Source organism: Campylobacter concisus (assembly GCF_902460895.1).
GTDB classification, from domain to species: Bacteria; Campylobacterota; Campylobacteria; order Campylobacterales; family Campylobacteraceae; genus Campylobacter_A; species Campylobacter_A concisus_BC.
In genome coordinates, this window is the sequence record NZ_CABPVL010000038.1 from 1 (window position 1) to 778 (window position 778).

A 778-nucleotide genomic window follows, 5' to 3' on the forward strand; every position below is an offset into this window, starting at 1 on the left:
TTCTCTTCATTTTTTAAAAAAAATGGAGAAATGCTAGAGTTGGTAATACAATGTTCTATCTTATCGTAATTTAGGGCAGCTACAGCATAAGAATTCAAAAGAGGGATATAATTGCCAATATCTATATTTTGTGGCAGTATATGTTGCCCCTTTGGCTCTAAAAATTTTGCAATAAGCGCAAATTCTTCTATTTCATTTGCTAAAGAAATGATTCCCCCAGGATAAAATATTTCAGTGTTTCTTGATCCATATAATCCTCCAATTGTTCCATTTGGGTGAATAAAAAAACTCAAAAATTTGGCAGATCTTTTTAATGAATCCAATAAATTTTGATCAAATGTTATCATATAAGCGCAATACAAATAATAAGTACATAAGGTTTGATAGCCGGGATCGGCTCCTTCATATTCTTTATACCAACCTTCTTCGGATTGATTATCATAGATAAGTTTTAATAGTTCTTGGTAGCGAGAGTTTGTTTCCCCGGTTATTTTATTCCACAAGGCTATTGCCGCAACACCTGTTGCTAGATGGTTTGATATGATCGCATGTTTTTCATCATGTTTTGTAATAAAATGCACCAAAGGTCGTATAATGTTTAAATAATCATTTTTACACTTTTCATCCAAGTAATTATCTAGATAAAAAATACAAGACAACACATCAAACGCAACTAAAGCTGTTACGCAAAACGAATTTTCAGTAGGATAGGCCTCACACGCTGACCCATTTTTATCGATAATATTTTTTATAGCTAAAATTGCAGAATCTATTACAT

Annotated in this window: 1 protein-coding gene; it reads right to left on the bottom strand. The window is 31.9% G+C overall.

From position 1 onward, the window contains the following. Window positions 1-778, bottom strand: a 778-nt coding sequence (locus F3G98_RS10670) for a hypothetical protein (protein WP_188117014.1), incomplete at both ends; no start/stop codon positions are given.